This is a genomic window from Nitrospinota bacterium, assembly GCA_027619975.1.
Lineage (GTDB): Bacteria > Nitrospinota > Nitrospinia > Nitrospinales > VA-1 > JADFGI01.
Window position 1 is genome coordinate 23,456 of record JAQCGX010000008.1, and the last position, 18,420, is coordinate 41,875.

The window sequence follows — 18,420 nt, forward strand, 5'->3', positions numbered from 1 at the left end:
CAGGAAGTGCAGAGAGCGGCTCAAAAAAAGTGCGTTGAAATAGTGAAAAGATGACGAAACTTTTTTTAACCGGTCACCGGAGATGGAACCGTTTCTCCAATTTGCGGGCAATAATGATTACGATGGCGGTATAACCTGTGCTGATCAAGAGGCCCGTGCCGCCCGCAAAAGCCTCGCTTCCAACCTCTTCGACCAAATGATAAATCTGGCTAGCAGCGATGCTCCCGGCTTAACGAGCTTATGCCCAATTTATTCCACGGGAGAGAGTGCAGCAATAGGCTGTCGCGTCTGAGTCAGTTCTCTTGACAACGGCCTCTTCCGTTAGGACACTATTTTTTTGAGATTTTGAGAAAAATTGACAATTAATATGTTAGTCTTATGCGCTTTTATGTTCCCCTAACCCATTCTTTACTGAGAGAGAAAAGTGATGAAGATTGGTATCCCTAAAGAAGTTCATGCTGGCGAAAAACGGGTGGCGACCACCCCCGAGGTCGCAAAAGAGCTTATCAAACTGGGTTTTGAAGTAGCCATTGAGTCGGGCGCTGGTTCCGCCGCTCATTATTCAGATGCTTCTTTTGTTGAAGCGGGCGTAACGGTTATAAAAAATACCAAGGATCTCTGGAGTGACAGCGACATCATTTTAAAAGTTCGTGGCCCCGAAGCAAACGAGGTGAAATTGCTTAAAGAGGGCCAAATTTATATTTCGTTCCTTTGGCCGGCGCAAAATCCCGAACTGCTCAAAAAATTAGCCGATAAAAAAGTGACTGCCCTGGCAATGGACATGATACCGCGTATTTCTCGTGCTCAAAAAATGGACGCGCTCAGCTCCATGGCGAATATTGCCGGATACCGGGCCGTTGTTGAGGCCGCTCAGCATTTTGGCAGGTTTTTTACCGGGCAGATCACGGCGGCGGGAAAAGTTCCTCCGGCAAAAGTCATGGTTATTGGTGCGGGGGTTGCGGGTTTGGCTGCCATCGGCGCCGCTAAAAGCATGGGCGCCATTGTACGGGCTTTCGATACCCGGCCAGAAGTGAAAGAACAGATCGAGAGCATGGACGCAGAGTTCCTGGAACTCGATTTTGAAGAAGAGGGTTCTGGCACTGGCGGATATGCGAAGGTGATGAGCAAAGAGTTTATCGCAGCAGAAATGGCCCTTTTCGCAGAGCAGGCCAAGGAAGTGGATATTATAATCACGACAGCGTTGATTCCCGGCAAACCGGCTCCGGAACTGATTCTGGAAGATATGGTGGCTTCCATGAAAGACGGTAGCGTGATCGTTGACTTAGCCGCTGAACAAGGGGGCAATTGCAAGCTATCTGAAGCAGGAAAAGTGGTCAATGTTCATGGGGTTTCCATTATCGGATACACCGATTTACCGAGTCGTATGGCGACCACATCGAGTCAGTTATATGGAACCAATTTACGCCACTTGCTGACAGACATGTGCAAGGCAAAAGACGGGAACGTAATAATAGATTTTAATGACGAAGTGGTCAGAGGAGCGACGGTTGTCAAGGAGGGTGAGATCACTTTCCCACCGCCTGCGCCAAAACTTTCAGCGGCGCCGGCCAAACCGGCTGAACCCGCTAAACCACATGAAAAACCCAAAGAAGAAAAACCATCATGGGTGGGACCGGTTGTCACTTTTGGGATTGCGGCCTTGGGCTTGTTAGGGTTGGGTGCCGTTGCGCCTGCATCTTTTATGGCCCACTTTACGGTATTTGTTCTGGCCTGCTTTGTCGGCTATATGATTATCTGGAATGTGACAGCGGCTTTGCACACTCCGTTAATGAGTGTGACCAACGCCATTAGCAGTATCATTGTTGTGGGTGCTATTTTGCAGATCAGTTCGGGAGAAAAACTTCTTATGGGGGTGGCGGCTTTCGCAACGATGATCACTGCAATTAATATCGTGGGCGGGTTTGCGGTAACGCGCCGCATGCTTAACATGTTTCGTAAATAGGAGGCGATTAAATGAGCGAAGGTATAATAACCGCCTCTTATGTTGGGGCGACCATTCTTTTTATTCTTGCGTTAGGCGGATTGAGCAATCCGGAAACTTCCCGGCGTGGCAACCTTTATGGCATGCTGGGCATGGCCATTGCCCTTGTAGCCACTATCTCAGGGGTCACAGCTAATATAGGGATTTTGATCGGGGCATTACTGGTAGGCGGTAGTATTGGTCTGGTTCTGGCACGTCGGGTGCAAATGACGGAAATGCCCGAACTGGTTGCCATTCTGCATAGTCTGGTAGGGCTGGCCGCAGTTCTGGTTGGTTTTGCCAGTTTCATGGATCCCAATGCTCATTTCAAAGGAGTGGAACTCACCATCCATGATATCGAAACCTACTTAGGAATTCTTATTGGGGCGGTCACGTTTTCAGGATCCATCATTGCATTCGGAAAACTCAGCGGAAAAATTACCGGGAACGCCATGTTATTGCCGGCTCGACATTGGCTCAATCTGGGTTTACTGATTGCTTCCATTTACTTGTGCGGCATGTTTGTCAATCAGTCCGCAGCGGGCGGTGGATTAATGCCTCTGATGATTATGACAGGAATCGCCTTGCTGTTCGGGATTCATATGGTCATGGCTATTGGCGGGGCAGATATGCCGGTGGTGGTTTCCATGCTCAACAGCTATTCCGGCTGGGCGGCTTCTGCAACGGGTTTCATGCTCAATAACGACTTGCTCATTGTGACGGGCGCATTGGTAGGCAGTAGTGGTGCGATCCTCAGTTACATCATGTGTCGAGCCATGAACCGTAAATTCCTGTCTGTTATTGCCGGAGGCTTTGGCACAACAACAGGCGGTGGTTCCTCTTCGGCCTCAGCTGAAGAACAGGGTGAAGTTGTTGCGATGACGGCACATGAGGTTGCAAGCCTGTTGAATGAAGCGAAGGAAGTCGTGATCATTCCGGGATATGGCATGGCCGTAGCCCAGGCCCAGCACATCGTCTGCGAAATCACCAAAGCACTTCGTGCCAAAAAAATAAATGTGCGGTTTGCGATTCATCCTGTTGCCGGGCGTATGCCGGGACATATGAATGTTTTATTGGCAGAAGCCAAGGTCCCCTACGATATTGTTTTTGAAATGGATGAAATCAATGACGATTTCCCGGATGTTGATGTTGCGATCGTCATTGGAGCCAACGACATTGTCAATCCCTCAGCTCAGACAGACCCGAACAGTCCTATTGCGGGAATGCCGGTACTGGAATGCTGGAAGTCTGAAACCACCATTGTGCTGAAACGTGGCATGGCTACAGGCTACGCGGGCGTTGAGAATCCGTTGTTCTTCAAAGAGAATACCCGCATGTTGTTCGGCGATGCCAGGGCCAGTCTGGACGAGGTTTTCAAAAACCTTTAACGGTTAGTTTCCTCATATATGGCCTGTCCATTTGGGCAGGCCGTTTATTTTAGAGGAACTGTGAACACCAGGTTGCCATTGAAAGAGGGGACCAGCACTTGATGGTTCCTGAAATCTTAGGAAATGCCCGCTGGCGTGACCATGCTTTTTCGTATCACCTCCACCGTAGAATATTTTTTGATCCGGTAAATGGTTCCTTCCCCGGCACTGGACACGATGATATTTCTCTCCCGGTCCAGATCAATCCCACTCAAATCTTTGAATCGTTTCTTGAGAATCGGCAGAATATGGCCCCGCATATCGACGGCGATCAATTTTCCTGACTCCGTGGCCACCAGCAATCGACGATGTGGCGCTTCATAAACCAGCCCGTTAGGATTTCCAAGTTTTGGATCTTTTGCCAGAACCGTGATCTGGAAATGATTGGCCGGGTCGATTCGATAGATGACGTTGCCAGCGGTGTCGGAGACAAACAGCAGTCCATCCGAGTCAACCGCCAGACCGTGTAAAGATCGCGCACCTAATAGCGAAAAATTGATGGTCCCCAAGGGCTTTCCAGATTCCACATCGAAGCGGCGAACCACATCGATATCCGTCACATAGAGATTTTGGCCGGAAAGGGCCAACCCCCTGGGAGCGTTCAAATGCACGCCTTTTTTTCCAGAGCGAATGAAATCCCGGTCCACGGCTTTTCCCGTTGGGTCGATTTTGGCGATGAAAGCGTTATTATCTTTTGCGCCGGGGGAGCCTGAAACGTTGGAAACGTAGTACACTCCGGTGGAGGGATCGACGATGAAACTTGCAGGCCCATCCATTCCCCGTATCTGGAAAGCGTGAGCGGGAGAGAAGAACAGGATGAGAAGTAGGGTGGCTAAAGGTAAAGGGCGCATGAATGATGTTTTCATTAGATCAATGGTCACCTTTTTATGAAAAGACCTTTGCATAGGGTCATCCTCGTTGGCTTTGGAAAAGTATAAATCCCCCCTGCCCCCTTCGCAGAAGGGGGAGAAGCGGGTCCCCCCTTTTTCAAAGGGGGTTAGGGGGATTTTGGAACTCCCAGGCCCCCTCTCCCTTTTAGGGAGAGGGTTGGGGTGAGGGTTTTTTATCAATATTTAAATTGACACAAAATCAGCCTACAACAGAAAATAATTGAATGAAAATAAAAGATAAAAACAACCTGGTGTTTGGGATTTTATTGATGAGTGCCACCGGCCTTGCGATGGGCTGGGTGGTGGACAGCCCCCTGCTGATGGCGGTGGCCGGAGGTCTTGGAGCCATTATAGGTGGCTTTGTCGGCTGGCTGGGCGGCAGGCTTTATCTGGTGATCATCTGCTTTGGTGTGCTCTTGGGCGCGTATCTTGGCAAGCTGTCCGGCGACCGGGACATATTGATCATGGCCGCCGGAACCGGCGGTGCTATGGCCGGTTTCCTCGGCAACTTTATTACGTTGTTTGTGAGGAAGAGGTAGAAATTCATTAATAGAACCACTATTCTAAGAATAGCAAATATCCCAAATCACCTAAAAATTTTGAGTTTTATTTAATTTTCTCATTAACCTGAAAAATCCATACAAACTTTTGTGAATATTATGGAAACTAAATTTAAATTCAATATATCCAATATTTCTAAAAACCCTTATTTTGGTTTAATTGGAATAATTTTGGGGCTTATAGGAATAATTTTGTCGATATTCTTTTATGTTGGAAGTAAAAAAGAGTCTGAATTAACCTTTATGGTAAATCCCATTAAGACATCCATTGTTTCTTCTGGAAGGACCTCATCAATAAAGGTTTTTAACGCGGAAAAAGAAATAACTAATGATGTAACTGCTGTCCAAATTGCCATTTGGAATGGAGGGGCGAAAAGTATTAGAACAAATAATATTTTAGAACCTATCGAGATTTACACAGACCCGCCGGTTTCAATAATTGAAGCTACAATCCTTAATACCTCTCGCGAGGTAACTAATTTTCATATCGAGACGGATAAGCTTGAACAGGGGATTATTAAACTTAAGTGGAAAATTCTAGAACAGAATGATGGAGCAAGCATTCAGATCATATTTATTGGTGCAAAAGATACTAAATTTAACTTTAGAGGGACAATTGAAGGGCAAGCACAAATTTTTGATTTTATGAATATCAATAATCAAATTATTTATCTAACTTCTCTTATTTATTCAAAAAAACGTTTAAGGGAAAAAGAGTTTGGTTTGGAAGAATTTAGAACCCTTTGGAAATTATTAACTGGAATGGTATTACTATTATCATTGATACCATTGACTATGGCTATCGATAGACACAAACGAAAAAGATATTTCTTTGCTTATGGTTATTTTTTCGGTTTCCTCATAATGCTTTTTTTAGCTTTGGTTTATTGGTTCTTGACTCCCCCTTACTCTCCTATTCCTTTTTAATAATAGTCATTTAAAATTCCAAATTTAACAACAATGATTTACTGGCATTAAAATATTCGCCTACATATTATCTTTCCTCTAACCATCCCTTCCTTTTCTTCCTTCGACATTTTCTTAACAGCGGCCTCGGCTTTTGAAGCTTCGGATCGACTGCCAATTTTTTGCTGGAACACCAGTTGCAGTGGGCCGCGTCCTCTTAAGTATTTGGCTCCCTTCTTTCCGCCTGCGGTGTGCTCGGCGAATCGTCGCTCCACATCCTGGGTGATGCCGGTATACAGTTCGCCGTGTTTGGTGCGTATCATGTAGATGTGCCAGTCGGACATTTTAATTCCCCCTCATCCTAACCTTCTCCCCCAGAGGGGAGAAGGAATTATTTTTTCCTTCATTCTGTCTATCACCCTGTGGGTGCCTCCCAAAAGAGGAAGAAGTGGGTGGTTTGCCCCCTCTCCCTTTTAGGGAGAGGGTTGGGGTGAGGGTTTCAATAAATAGTTCCAGATAGTTTTTGTTCAATAGGTGAGATATTTGGATTGAAGGATATCTCTAAAAATTGACTAAACGCTCCTAGTCGTCAACTTAAGGAGATGGCTTTGTTTCAGTGGGACAGGCGACCTACCCTTAAAGGTTATACGGAAGTGCGGAATTTAATTCCGCCTTTCCAGCCTGTCCGCACGGGCTGGAAAGCCCGTGCCACCGATATAAGAAATCCTTGTACAATGTTCGATTTCCTGTAATAAACTAATTTTTAGAGATGCCCTTTAGAAAATACGCCCGTTTGAGTAATTAATAATTTTCTGCTCATCAATTTCTTTCCCACTTTTCTTCAATATTGCTGTTCCGATCAAGAACCCCAATCACCCCATCAACCTTTTGAATTTATTGATAATTATAAAGAACTCGCTTGACTTCACCCTTCCAAAATTTTTCGCTTCCGGTCCACCAACTGCATTTTATTAATTTTTATTAATGTTGCGTTAATAATTTTTTAATTTTCCTTTTTTATAATGGGGTAATTACTTTCTCCTCCTCTCTTTGGAAGGGGTCCTCTACCATTGGACTCCTTCCTTTCTTTCTATCCAAGGATGAGAAGGACTGGATTAATAATTAAATCGCCATTCTTTTTGGTACATTTTTAATACTTGGTCAGGTGAGATAATGAATGATATTCGTGTTTACGAAGTAAAAGTTTTTGACCGATCTGGAAAATTAAAAAAAGTTGTTTCGCAAAAAACTTTGCTCAAGATTTCAGATGAAAAATTTAAGGCCAGCTCTTCTCCAATGAGAAATTACAAAGCCAAAAAAGTCAAAAATCTTAATTAATACAATGGATTGCTCAAACTGACATAAAATTTACGATTTTCTTTATCAGCCCTCTTTACCCAGGCAGGGGTGGAGAGGGTTTTCTTTTTACCAATTGAAAGTACCCGGTTCAGGTACCTCAAGCCTCATCTCACAGGTCCACTGTAATGCCCCGCGAATCCGGAAGACGAAATACCCACGGGTAAATATTTTTCAGCGATTCGGGCAATGGCGTCCCGGTAGTCTAAATGGACCGAATCCGGCTCAGCCTCGACCATCGCCTGCGGAAGTTTCGTTTTAAGCGTCCGGGAACCATCCTTGGTGCCATCCCCATATATAAAGTGATCAATCACCACTGCTGTGATTCCGATTTGGGACAATCTTAAAAAAAATGCATCCGGAGCTTTCATAGGATAAAGAGGGGAAAGACAGGCTACTGCTGGAATTTTCCGATCAGATAGTTCTTTGAGAACAGCCAATCTCTCTTCCAGCGTGCAGGGCGGAGGCGGCAAACCGGCCAGGCGATCGCGGTCTCCTTCTATGGAAATATGAACGCGGAGGTCGCATATTTTAGATAGTGTTTGAATCCTTTCCAGGTCGTCAAGCAGACGGGCGGAATGGGTTTGCAGGATCAATTGATCGGGTGGAGCCTTGTGCATGGCCTCAAGCAGTTGGCGCGTCACTCGGTACTCCCTTTCAACCGGCTGCCAGGGGTCGGTCGAACTGGAGAAAAAAACTGAAAAGACACCGCCCTCTTTTCGCGCCCAATTTTTCTCCTTTTTTACTGTGCGCAAATAAATCTCGGCGGCATTGATTTTGACATCGACAAACCGTCCCCATTCGCGTCCGCGCATGAGCCATTGATTGAAGCGCACATAACAACCCTCGCCGCAGGCAGAGCGCCCAAACCCGCACCCGACGTAAGGGTTGAGAGAATGCGAACTCACCGCCTGCAAGTAACCGGAAGTACGTGTGAGTATGGATTTACAATGAATTTCATCAACCGTCATGAGCTGTGGAGAAGAGACAAGTCTATTTGGCTTCCGCATTGCCGGGAAGCGCTCCCGGCCACCACGGACTCCACTTTACAGACGACACATTTCTACGAAAATTAGGGGCCGGATGGTAGTAAGCATCATACGCTCCGGATTTGGAGTTCGCCTCGATGGTTGACCATTTGTCGTTTTGAAACTCGTCCAGTGCCAACAACCATATCTTCTGGTCATCCCTTTTTCGCAAAACCAGATACCCTCTTTCTTGATTGTAAGAAAAACTTCCGAACAGGGTCACCGTGGTCCCCGGAGGGCCGTCGAGGGTCAAGGTGTACATTCCCTGGCAAAAGTAATAGGGATAATCCCGGCGCATGTCGGCAACATCTTCTCCAGAATCCACGTAATACAAGGTGGCAGAATCACAGAGAGAATTGCCGTCAATAGCGGGACCTGTATCAAAAAGTTGCTCTTTGGACAGCATCAATTCCTGATTAGCAGATACAAAAGTAGAATTGAGCAGGACAATCCATATTCCCAATACCAAAATTTTTATTTCCACAATAACCTCCTTTTTTCAACCAGTTTCTCTTAACGGCAGAGGAAAGCCAGCCTTGGCTGTAAGTTAACATCGTTCGTAACCACCGATTTAATTTTGGTTACTCGATATTCTATATGGAATCAATATTAAGGTTTCTTGAATTGCTGTAATTATAGTAAATTTAACCCTCCGCCTAAAGGACAAATTTGGCATATACTGATTCTGATTTATCAAACACCTTTCAAAAAAAATGCAAATGACCGCTCAGGGGGAAAAAATAAATCCACGATCGATAGTTATGGGCATTTTTATTGCCGCGGCAATCTTTATTTTGGACACACAGCTTCCCCTGGGTGTTGCTGACGGAGTGCTTTATGTCGCTCTGGTGCTCATCGGGTTACGATCCCGCAGTAAAGAGTACATCCTCTGGAGTGCCTTTTGTGGAACCGCTCTTATTGCGATCGGTTTTTTCTTTTCCCCACCAGGCGGTGAACTATGGAAAGTACTTGCCAACAGGGCTTTGGCCGTGTTCACCCTTTGGATGAGTGCTTTTCTTTGCCTGTGGCAGATACGGGCGGAGAAAAAACTTCAGAAAGCCAGTGAGGAATTGGAACAAAGGGTCAAGGACCGGACGGCCAAACTGAACGAGATCAATATATTATTACAACGAGAGCGTGAATTCGTCGAATTACACAAAGACATCGCCGTGGCTTCCAACGAGACACAGGCCATAGAAAAAACTCTGGAATACAGTTTAGAACGCATATGCGCACATGCGGGCTGGCCGGTGGGGCATTTGTACCTGACGGCTGAACCCTATTCAAACCAGCTTCTTCCAGCGGGTATCTGGTACCTTGAAGATCCCGCCCGGTTTGAAAACTTTCGCAACATAACCGAGGTGACTCCTTTCAAGGCAGGAGAAGGTCTGCCCGGCCGGGTGATCGCCAGCGCCAAACCCGCCTGGATTATCGACGTGACCAAAGATCCCAATTTCCCCCGTGCCCAACACGCCAAAAATATCGGCGTCAAGGCCGCCTTTGCTTTTCCCATTCTAATTGGAGATGAAATTGTGGGCGTTATGGAGTTTTTCTCTACCCAGGCCGTGGAACCGGACAGCAAAATGCTGGAGATCATGGCACAGGTGGGAACGCAACTGGGCCGGGTGCTCGAACGAAAAAGGGCCGAAGAAGGCATCAAACGGTCGCACGAACAATTGCGCAACCTTTATCATCGGCTGGAATTGATTCGTGAAGAAGAAAGAACTCGCATGGCCCGTGAAATTCACGATGAACTGGCGCAGGTGTTGAGTGCCTTGAAGCTTGAAGTCTCGCTTCTGGATAAAAAATTGAATAAAAGTGATTCCTCTCTCCAGACTTCCACCCAATTGATGTTGAAACTGATCGACACCACCATCCAGACAGGAAAAAAACTGGCAATGGATTTGCGGCCACCTCTTCTGGATGACCTCGGTCTCATGGAGGCTATTGAATGGGAAGCCAGGGAATATGAAAGGCGGACGGGAATTGTATGTGAGGTCGAAATGAAAAAAAACGGCTTCGAACTGGATGAGGAAAGGTCCACGACCCTCTTCAGGATATTTCAGGAAGCTTTGACCAATGTAACGCGACATGCCAAAGCAGACAAAGTCCACATCCTAATAAAAGATCAAAACAATATCATCACACTTCAGATAGCGGATAATGGAGTAGGCATATCTAAAAAACAGCTTGCCAATCTAAAATCACTGGGCTTACTGGGAATGCGTGAACGCGCCCTTGTTTGGGGAGGAAAAGTCGATATAATAGGGGTACCCAATAAAGGCACCACCGTTACCATCCATCTTAATCGAGAAACTTTATGACAACGACGTATCTGGAAACCCCGCAAATAAAAATACTCATTGCAGACGATCATCCTCTCTTCAGACAAGGTTTGAAGCACACGTTTTTGGAAACCGAGGACATCCGGGTAACTGGGGAAGTTGAAAATAATGACGACTTGATCACCACCATTAAAAACCATCCCCCAGATGAGTACACTCTGGTTTTACTTGATATCACCATGCCAGGAAAAAGCGCTCTTGATGTCCTGAAACAGTTGAAGCTGGAATATCCAAAACTGCCGATCCTGATGTTGAGTGTGTATTCGGAAGATCAATACGCCGTCCGGTTCATCAAGGCTGGAGCCTCGGGTTACCTGACCAAGGAAAGCGCCCCGGACCTGCTTGTGGAAGCCGTGCGCAAGGTGGCCCGTGGGGGCAAATTTGCCAGTCCTCGAATCACTGAAAAACTGGCTTTTGACTTTGGCGATTCAAATAAACCCTTGCATGAATCGTTATCGGATCGTGAATATCAGGTGTTTTCCATGATTGCCGACGGGATGTCTCTGACCGAAATTGGCGTTCAACTTTCCCTGAGCGTCAAGACCATCAGCACCCACCGCACCCGAATCCTAGAAAAAATGAAAATGAAAAAGAACACGGAATTGATCCACTACGCCATCAATAACAACCTGTTATAACCCTGCGATGTCATTTCCTCCCTGCGCCCCCCTCCAAACGCCTTTCAACCCTTTTTCAATTAATCTTATCAGGAAATTCTTCATCCCTTAACCGATATCTCTCAAGGTCCAGGACACATTCCTACACGCATACAGTATTTATCCTACATTAAAACCAGAATACATCTGATAGCACGGAAAAATAAAATAACCTAAACTCCCGTTGGTTAAAGCTTCCCATACATTAACGATTTACAAGACTTTTGGAACATATGGTGCCTTCAAAACTTCTTTCGTTTGCGCTTGTTATCGGGGTTCTGCTGATGGGATTTTCCTACAAATCGGTGGATGCCAAAACACCGAACATTTCCCTCAATCAACCCAGCGAAGGGATGTCCAGGATAACCATTACAAAAGGCAAAGTAATCCAAGTCAGCAATGATTTTGGCAGTGCTCTATATAATTTGATGATCGTAAAGTTTTCCAGCGGAAAAAAAATGGTCAGTATTGATGAGTTCCAGGCAGGGCAGACCTTCGATTTGGAATTCGTTGGAGAAGGAACTTATGTGATTTGTTACTCACTACATCCCCAAGCCGGGTCCATGCGGGATGCTTGTTTACAGGTAAATGTTGGGGCCCATCACCAGGCATGAACGCTCCCTTGTGGAGTTAAACATGAAGTTTTTTAGTTTGGGATCATTATTGCCAACTGTAACCGTCATTTTTTGAAAGGAAAAGGAAAATGAAAAAGATTCTCCTGCTAACCGCGATTTTTATCGCCAGCACCAGTATTTCCGCATTTGCGGAGCAAATCAACAATGGTCAGTCCGCCAGCTGTAAGGACGCCGGTTCTATCGACATCGCTGTTGTTAAAACCGATTCAGAGTTTAAAGACAAATTCGGTTATACCACCAACGACCGGGGTACAGCTAACCTGGTGGTTTGGAAATCTTCCAACTACACCACCATCCCCATCACTTTGGGGCCGAACGACGACCACCGCAGCCTCAATTCCACGGACCACGATCTGACCGGAATTCCCGTCAGGGGCGCCATGGGACCTGCTAAAGTAGCTCTTTCCAAACAGTCTGGTTTCAGCCGTGGAGATTCCATTGGCGACATCAGCGGTACGGTAAAAATCACCAACACCGGTTCGGTTCCAGTAACTGTTGAATGTAAATAAATGAAATAAGGGTTTTATCGCGAGTTTAACCCTTACCCTAGAGGAAACCGTCGGTCCATCAGGGCCGGCGGTTTTCTTTTTTCTAAAGTTTCCGCTTGCTAGTGATAAAACCCTCCCATATTCAGAAGTATGCCCCCTCCCCAGGGCCTACGAAGGAAACCCGCAGGTACGCCTGAGAAAATAAATCTGATTATTATTATTCTGTTTCGAGATTCATTGGCGGTAGGAACTGAAGAGCGAAGCGGGGAATCAAAAGCTTCTCAATCGTCCAAGTGGACGATGACATCCGTCAAAGCTGGGATCGGTAAATGAGGATATTCATCAGGCGGCGGTAGCGATCGTCTCCAAACAGTTCCGCGTCGTCCTTTTTCATGTCATAGGAACCCAATAATTCAAAAATTCCGGGGCGCGAGTTTTGTTTGGCGAGAGAAATAAAGTACCTCTTTTTTTCCGCGCCAGTGTTCTTCCCTGCCAGGTTTTGGCTATTCTCTACCATTTCACAAGCATCCTTCCCTTCAATGAAGAAACCCGCCCTGTTGCGGGAAAAATATTTTACCAGTGCTAATATTTTAGGGAAGCAATAGTTGTACCATTAAAGACAGGACAAATTCAATTTACAAAACCTTTATTTATATAGAGATCACGAGACCGCTGGAAGAAAAGATTCTAACACCGTCAATTTTCATTTAAGACTTCCACAATATCGCCGGGATTTTGGCAGCTTCTTCCTCGGGGTCTTCAAGAAATAGCTTAATATTCATTGCTGGTTTTGGTATTTTGAAGGACTGTTTTTCATAACGGAGCCTCGAGCTCCTATAAAATAATGCAAACATGAAAGCAAAAAAACAATGACTGATAGCGTTAAAGTGCGATTCGCCCCCAGCCCGACAGGGTTCCTTCACATCGGCGGCGTGCGCACCGCTCTTTTCAACTGGCTGTTCGCCCGCCATCACGGCGGAAAATTTGTCCTACGCATTGAAGATACCGATGTCTCACGCTCGACGGAAGAATCCATCCAGGAAATCATCGAGGCTATGAAATGGCTGGGCCTGGATTGGGACGAGGGACCCTATCGACAAATGGAGCGGCAGAATATTTACAATGAAAAAGTCGGTCTACTACTCAGTGCGGGAAAAGCTTATCGCTGTTATTGCTCTCCCGAGGATTTGGAAACCAGACGTCAGGAGGCCCAGAAAAAAGGCTTGAAACCCAAGTATGACGGGACCTGCCGCAACCGGACGGATCACCCAGAAGGCATGCCGTCGGTTGTCCGTTTCAAGACCCCGTTGGAAGGGCCGGTTGCGGTTCACGACCTGCTTCGCGGGCAGATCATATTCGATAATCAGGAACTGGACGATTTTATCATCCAGAGGACGGACGGAACCCCGACCTATAATTTCGTCGTGGTCGTCGATGACGCGGATATGGGCATCACCCACGTGATCCGGGGAGACGATCATCTCTCCAACACCCCAAGGCAGGCGCTCATGTATGAAGCCTTGAATCATCCCCAGCCGAAATTCGCGCATATCTCCATGATTCTGGGAGCCGACAAAGCCCGGCTCAGCAAACGGCATGGGGCCACATCGGTCCTCGCCTATCGCGACATGGGATACCTGCCGGACGCCGTGATCAACTATCTGGTACGCCTTGGCTGGTCGCACGGGGACCAGGAGATATTCTCAAGAGACGAGTTGATCCAGCATTTCTCGCTGGAGAGCATCACCACCTCGGCGGCGGTATTTAATCCAGAAAAACTGACCTGGCTCAACCAGCAATATATCCAGAAAACGCCGCCGCTGGAATTGGCCCCGCACTTAGAACCCATGCTCGTCAAGGAAGGTCTTCTGCCTGAAGGCCACGGATTGAGCCTGGAAGAAATCGCCAAACCGATTCCTTCCCTCAACCAACGTGCCGAAACTCTGGTGGAAATGGCGCATAAGGCGGAGTTTTATTTTAAAAAAGAATTGGAGTTTGACGAACAAGCCCGCGCAAAACTTCTGACTCCTGAAGCCAGACCCCATCTCGAATTGCTTGTTTCCAAGTTATCGACTTTAAGCGATTTTTCGGAGTCCACCCTGGAAACCGCTTTCAAGGAAATCGTCGAGCAGGAAGGCATTAAACTGGGAAAACTGGCCCAGCCGGTACGCATTGCGTTGACCGGAAAAAAAGAAAGTCCTGGCATTTATGAAGTCCTGTCTCTCCTTGGCCGCGACACGACAATCTCCCGACTCAATAATGCCATTGCGTGGATAGATTCCCTCTAACACCCGCCATTTTAGTAAAAGCTTTTGCGCCTAAGAGGAGCATCTGGTAGAAAGGCTCATGAACGACTCTAAATCATAAAAAGCCCAATCGAAGAACTGCAACAAAAGGAAAAACGGCGATGAAAGATGATGTACTGGAAGTTTGTAACCCCTTCGATCTCAAACCCATCGGTTCGGTGCCGCTGACTTCCTGGGACGAAGCTGACAAGATGCTGGAAACCGCGAGCCGGTTGTATAAGGATAAAAAAACCTGGCTCCCGGCTTACAAGCGCATCGAAATCTTGAAAAAGACAGCCACCTTAATGCAGGAACGGTTTGATGCGCTGGCGTTTCAGATCGCCAACGAAGGCGGCAAACCGCTCATCGACGCGCGTGTCGAAGTGGCGCGCGCCATCGACGGTGTCGGGCTTTGCATCAAGGGACTCGACCGCATGGCCGGCACGGAAATTCCGATGGACCTGACCGCCGCCGGAGCGGGCCGGGCGGCTTTCACCTTCCGCGAACCCATCGGCCCTGTGGTCGCCATATCGGCGTTCAACCATCCGCTGAACCTGATCGTGCATCAAGTGGGCCCTGCGATTGCAGTGGGCTGTCCCGTGATCGTCAAGCCTGCGGGAACCACTCCCCTGTCGGCCAAAGCCTTTGTGGAAATGCTGTATGAAGCGGGACTGCCGGAGGACTGGTGCCGGTTCGCCGCCTGCAAAAGCGCTGTCGCCGAGAAACTGGTGACCGACCCGCGCACGGCTTTTTTCACCTTCATCGGCTCCGGCAAGATCGGCTGGATGCTGCGCAATAAAATCGCTCCCGGAACCCGCTGTGCCCTGGAGCATGGCGGCGTGGCCCCGGTCATCTTTGAGGAGAGCGCCGAGGTCGATGCCATGATTCCTGCCCTATTGAAAGGCGGTTTTTATCATGCCGGTCAGGTCTGTGTTTCAGTTCAAAAAGTGTTTGCGCCAAAAGCGATGGCGGAAGACATCGCCAAGCGGCTGGCGGACGGTGCATCGAAACTGAAAGTCGGCAACGCCATCGAAGAAACCACCGAGGTCGGTCCGCTGATCCAGCCGGCGGAAGTGGACCGCGTCGCCCTATGGGTTCAGGAAGCGGTGAACAGCGGGGCTCAAGCACTGTGCGGCGCTAAAAAACTGGGTGACACCACCTATGCGCCAACGGTCCTTCTCAACCCCCCGGCGGAGGCAAGGGTTTCCACGGATGAGATATTCGGTCCCGTGGTCTGTGTGTACGGATATGACGACATCGACCAGGCCATTCTGCAAGCCAACGCCCTGCCCTTCGCCTTCCAGGCGGCATGTTTCACCAACCGTCTGGATATCGCCATGAAATGCGTGCGCGAGATGGACGCCGCCACCGTGATCGTCAACGACCACACGGCGTTTCGTGTCGACTGGATGCCGTTCGCGGGACACCGGCACTCGGGCTATGGCACAGGCGGCATCGCCTACACCATGCACGACATGACGCATGAAAAACTGGTGGTGCTTAATAATTTTAGCCCAGCGGGTTGATGAGAAAGTTTGTGAATAGGAAGTTTGGTTCCCTTTTTACGAAAGAGGCTTTTTATTCCCCCCCACCCTTCTTCACGATATTGGCCCAGGCATCGCGCAGGGTGACGGTGCGGTCAAACACAGGTTCACCGGGTTTGGAATCCACCGCATCGACGGTGAAATAGGCCATGCGCAGAAACTGGTAATATTCGCCAGGTATCGCCTTGATGAGATGCGGTTCCAATTTACAGTCTTGCAGTACTTCCACGGAGTCGGGATTGAGGCATTCGGTAAAATCCGGGAATTTTTTTTCATTGCCGGGGTCGGGTGCGGTGAACAAGGTGTTGTACAGCCGAACTTCGGCGTTGATTGCGTGTTCCGCCGACACCCAGTGCAGGGTCGCTTTGACCTTGCGCCCTGCTGTTGCTCCGCCGCTCTTGCTTTCGGGATCGTAGGTGCAGTGCAGTTCTGTCACTTCGCCCGTTTGGGCATCCTTCACCACCCGTTCGCATTTGATGATGTAGGCGTGCTTGAGCCGCACTTCGCGCCCCGGACCCAGCCTGAAAAACTTTTTCGGCGGGTCTTCCATGAAATCTTCCTGCTCGATATACAGCTCGCGGGAAAAGGGAATTTTTCTCGTCCCTGCGGACGGATCTTCAGGATTGTTCTCGGCTTCCAATTCTTCCACCTGGCCCTCAGGATAATTGTCGATGATCACTTTCAGGGGACGCAATACCGCCATGACCCTGAGCGCACGGTTGTTCAGGTCTTCGCGGATGCAATGCTCGAGCAGGGCAAGGTCCACAACGCTGTTGGCTTTGGCCACGCCGATGCGGTGGCAGAATTCGCGGATCGATTCCGGCGTGTAGCCGCGCCGCCGCAACCCGGATAAGGTCGGCATGCGTGGATCATCCCAGCCGTTGACATGATTTTCGTTCACCAGTTGCAGGAGCTTGCGTTTGCTCAAGACGGTGTAGCTGAGATTCAACCGGGCAAACTCGATCTGTTGCGGATGATATATTTTCAACTGGTCGAGAAACCAGTCGTACAAGGGGCGATGGTCCTCAAATTCCAGTGTGCAGATGGAGTGGGTGATCCCTTCGATCGAATCGGACTGCCCGTGCGCCCAGTCATACATGGGGTAAATGCACCACTTGTCCCCGGTGCGGTGATGATGGGCTTTGAGGATGCGGTACAGAACCGGGTCGCGAAAATTCAGGTTACCGGAGGCCATGTCGATTTTGGCTCTGAGGACTTTCGCACCGGTGTCAAACTCCCCGGCCCGCATGCGCTGAAACAGATCGAAATTTTCCTCGACACTACGGTTTCGATACGGACTGTCTGTGCCCGGCTCGGTCAGGGTTCCCCGGTGTTCGCGGATTTCATCGGCGCTCAGGTCATCCACATAAGCATTGCCGTTTTTAATCAACTGCACCGCGTATTCGAAAAGCTGTTCAAAATAATCGGAAGTATAAAACAGCCGGTCTTCCCAGTCGAACCCCAGCCATTTCACGTCTTCGATGATCGACCGCACATATTTGTCTTCTTCCTTGATCGGATTGGTGTCGTCGAACCTGAGGTTGCAGAGCCCGCCAAACTGCGCCGCGAGGTCAAAGTTGAGACAGATCGATTTAGCGTGACCGATGTGGAGGAAGCCGTTCGGTTCCGGGGGAAAGCGGGTATGCACCTTTTTCTCCTGGAACTTGTTGGTTTTCAAATCTTCTTCAACGATGTGCTTGATAAAATGGTGCGGGGAATCGTTGTTGTTCAAATCAAAATTTCCTTTCTGTTAATGGCGGTGAGGAATTGGAGCCAGCCATTTTAACATATCCAAATCTTCAGGAGTCTTTAAAGGAAGTACTCTGGCAAGGCTGGACCTCCAGTAGGTCCAGAATGGTGGGGAAACCAGGAAAATTCTGTAGCAGCCGTCAGCGGTTACTTGGCGGATAAATCCGGAGGCAGATCTTCACTTGGGGAATCCTTAACCTCATTGTCGGAGGAGTTATCCGTCTCTTGCTGGCAGTCCCATCCCGAATCGGACAAGTCTTTGACGAACACAGCCATTTTTTTCTCACAGAAACCAGCTTCATTGGCGGCTTGCCAGAGGACCTGCCCCATGCCGGGCTGTTCTGTGTCCTTATAGTACTGAACTTCACAGGGAACTTGCTTTTCCGGTTCATAATAATGGACCTGGACGCTCCGCTGAGACTTTCCATTTTGACACAAAGACTTGTCCCCAGTGCGCATGGTTTCCTGCCCAATGGCATCGGTTAACGCACCGGAAATCATTAAAGAGATGACGATTAAAACGGGAATTATTTTTTTGATCGAGGTCATTGATTCCATCTCCGAATTAGT

Annotated in this window: 18 protein-coding genes; 11 read left to right on the forward strand and 7 right to left on the reverse strand. The window is 48.2% G+C overall.

Annotation, left to right across the window (positions count from 1 at the left end; genetic code table 11):
• Positions 1-427 precede the first annotated feature (427 nt).
• Positions 428-1,963, forward strand: a complete 1,536-nt coding sequence (locus tag O3C58_04185) for a Re/Si-specific NAD(P)(+) transhydrogenase subunit alpha (protein ID MDA0691061.1) — start codon at positions 428-430, stop codon at positions 1,961-1,963.
• Between the two features lie 11 nt (positions 1,964-1,974).
• Positions 1,975-3,369, forward strand: a complete 1,395-nt coding sequence (gene pntB / locus O3C58_04190) for a Re/Si-specific NAD(P)(+) transhydrogenase subunit beta (protein ID MDA0691062.1) — start codon at positions 1,975-1,977, stop codon at positions 3,367-3,369.
• Positions 3,370-3,485: 116 nt separating this feature from the next.
• Here pntB and O3C58_04195 read toward each other — a convergent pair whose 3' ends face one another.
• Positions 3,486-4,259 (reverse strand): hypothetical protein, encoded by a 774-nt coding sequence (locus tag O3C58_04195; protein ID MDA0691063.1) that lies wholly within the window; start codon positions 4,257-4,259, stop codon positions 3,486-3,488.
• Between the two features lie 263 nt (positions 4,260-4,522).
• Between O3C58_04195 and O3C58_04200 the strand changes: the two genes are divergently transcribed.
• Together O3C58_04200 and O3C58_04205 are read left to right on the forward strand one after the other, a co-directional pair.
• Positions 4,523-4,837, forward strand: a complete 315-nt coding sequence (locus tag O3C58_04200; protein ID MDA0691064.1) for a hypothetical protein — start codon at positions 4,523-4,525, stop codon at positions 4,835-4,837.
• A gap of 120 nt (positions 4,838-4,957) precedes the next feature.
• A complete protein-coding gene (locus tag O3C58_04205; GenBank protein ID MDA0691065.1) occupies positions 4,958-5,785 on the forward strand; it encodes a hypothetical protein in 828 nt (275 codons plus the stop codon).
• A gap of 47 nt (positions 5,786-5,832) precedes the next feature.
• Here the strand turns inward: O3C58_04205 and O3C58_04210 are convergent, their stop codons facing one another.
• Complete coding sequence (locus tag O3C58_04210; GenBank protein ID MDA0691066.1) at positions 5,833-6,108, reverse strand: GIY-YIG nuclease family protein; 276 nt, start codon at positions 6,106-6,108, stop codon at positions 5,833-5,835.
• Between the two features lie 829 nt (positions 6,109-6,937).
• Here O3C58_04210 and O3C58_04215 point away from each other — a divergent pair.
• Positions 6,938-7,102, forward strand: a complete 165-nt coding sequence (locus tag O3C58_04215; GenBank protein MDA0691067.1) for a hypothetical protein — start codon at positions 6,938-6,940, stop codon at positions 7,100-7,102.
• A 125-nt stretch (positions 7,103-7,227) separates the two neighbouring features.
• On the opposite strand, the gene O3C58_04220 is transcribed toward O3C58_04215, so the two are convergent.
• Both O3C58_04220 and O3C58_04225 read right to left on the reverse strand, forming a co-directional pair.
• Positions 7,228-8,130 carry a hypothetical protein gene (locus O3C58_04220; GenBank protein MDA0691068.1) on the reverse strand — a complete coding sequence of 301 codons (903 nt, stop codon included), beginning with the start codon at positions 8,128-8,130 and terminating at the stop codon, positions 7,228-7,230.
• The gene (locus O3C58_04225; GenBank protein MDA0691069.1) at positions 8,114-8,632 is read right to left on the reverse strand and encodes a hypothetical protein; all 519 of its coding nucleotides are present in this window, start codon (positions 8,630-8,632) and stop codon (positions 8,114-8,116) included. The genes O3C58_04220 and O3C58_04225 overlap by 17 nt, the downstream gene beginning before the upstream one ends.
• A 229-nt stretch (positions 8,633-8,861) precedes the next feature.
• Here O3C58_04225 and O3C58_04230 point away from each other — a divergent pair, with 229 nt between their 5' ends.
• From O3C58_04230 to O3C58_04245, 4 genes are all read left to right on the forward strand, one after another.
• On the forward strand, positions 8,862-10,472 hold the full coding sequence (locus tag O3C58_04230) for a histidine kinase (GenBank protein ID MDA0691070.1): 1,611 nt from the start codon (positions 8,862-8,864) through the stop codon (positions 10,470-10,472).
• Positions 10,469-11,131: a response regulator transcription factor gene (locus O3C58_04235; protein ID MDA0691071.1), complete on the forward strand. Its 663-nt coding sequence runs from the start codon at positions 10,469-10,471 to the stop codon at positions 11,129-11,131. The genes O3C58_04230 and O3C58_04235 overlap by 4 nt, the downstream gene beginning before the upstream one ends.
• Positions 11,132-11,433: 302 nt before the next feature.
• Positions 11,434-11,763, forward strand: coding sequence for a hypothetical protein (locus tag O3C58_04240; protein ID MDA0691072.1), 330 nt, complete (start codon positions 11,434-11,436; stop codon positions 11,761-11,763).
• A gap of 89 nt (positions 11,764-11,852) precedes the next feature.
• Positions 11,853-12,293, forward strand: coding sequence for a hypothetical protein (locus tag O3C58_04245; protein ID MDA0691073.1), 441 nt, complete (start codon positions 11,853-11,855; stop codon positions 12,291-12,293).
• A 289-nt stretch (positions 12,294-12,582) separates the two neighbouring features.
• On the opposite strand, the gene O3C58_04250 is transcribed toward O3C58_04245, so the two are convergent.
• Positions 12,583-12,789 (reverse strand): hypothetical protein, encoded by a 207-nt coding sequence (locus O3C58_04250; GenBank protein ID MDA0691074.1) that lies wholly within the window; start codon positions 12,787-12,789, stop codon positions 12,583-12,585.
• 352 nt (positions 12,790-13,141) lie between these two features.
• On the opposite strand from O3C58_04250, the gene gltX reads away from it, so the two are divergent.
• Both gltX and O3C58_04260 read left to right on the forward strand, forming a co-directional pair.
• Positions 13,142-14,560 carry a glutamate--tRNA ligase gene (gene gltX, locus O3C58_04255; protein ID MDA0691075.1) on the forward strand — a complete coding sequence of 473 codons (1,419 nt, stop codon included), beginning with the start codon at positions 13,142-13,144 and terminating at the stop codon, positions 14,558-14,560.
• Positions 14,561-14,679: 119 nt separating this feature from the next.
• Positions 14,680-16,083 (forward strand): aldehyde dehydrogenase family protein, encoded by a 1,404-nt coding sequence (locus tag O3C58_04260; GenBank protein ID MDA0691076.1) that lies wholly within the window; start codon positions 14,680-14,682, stop codon positions 16,081-16,083.
• 52 nt (positions 16,084-16,135) lie between these two features.
• Here O3C58_04260 and O3C58_04265 read toward each other — a convergent pair whose 3' ends face one another.
• Entirely contained in the window at positions 16,136-17,833 is a 1,698-nt protein-coding gene (locus tag O3C58_04265) for a glutamine--tRNA ligase/YqeY domain fusion protein (GenBank protein MDA0691077.1), read from the reverse strand.
• A gap of 164 nt (positions 17,834-17,997) precedes the next feature.
• Positions 17,998-18,399 (reverse strand): hypothetical protein, encoded by a 402-nt coding sequence (locus tag O3C58_04270; protein MDA0691078.1) that lies wholly within the window; start codon positions 18,397-18,399, stop codon positions 17,998-18,000.
• Positions 18,400-18,420 lie beyond the last annotated feature (21 nt).